The sequence below is a fragment of the Chryseobacterium sp. CH25 genome (assembly GCF_004119455.1).
Classification (GTDB): Bacteria; Bacteroidota; Bacteroidia; order Flavobacteriales; family Weeksellaceae; genus Chryseobacterium.
The window spans coordinates 1-276 of sequence record NZ_NRQT01000062.1; the positions used below are offsets into that span (position 1 = coordinate 1).

The 276-nt window shown below is 37.7% G+C and carries 1 pseudogene; it reads right to left on the reverse strand.

From position 1 onward, the window contains the following. A pseudogene (locus BOQ64_RS23485) lies at nt 1-276 on the reverse strand (hypothetical protein); the annotation flags it as partial.

Below are 276 nucleotides of genomic sequence, written 5' to 3' on the forward strand. Positions count from 1 at the left end.
CTCCTGCCATAGCATTTGTTTGAACAAGTTCTGACGAAGAGTAATTCTGATTAAAAGGTTTTACAACATCCATATCTTTAGCTGTGATCAGAATAACCAACTGATCTCCTATCTGGATTGTATCTACAATATATGTGGGTCCTGATAGGATTGTCGCACCCTGGTTAGGAGTATTCCCTCCTGCCATAGCATTTGTTTGAACAAGTTCTGACGAAGAGTAATTCTGATTAAAAGGTTTTACAACATCCATATCTTTAGCTGTGATCAGAATAACCA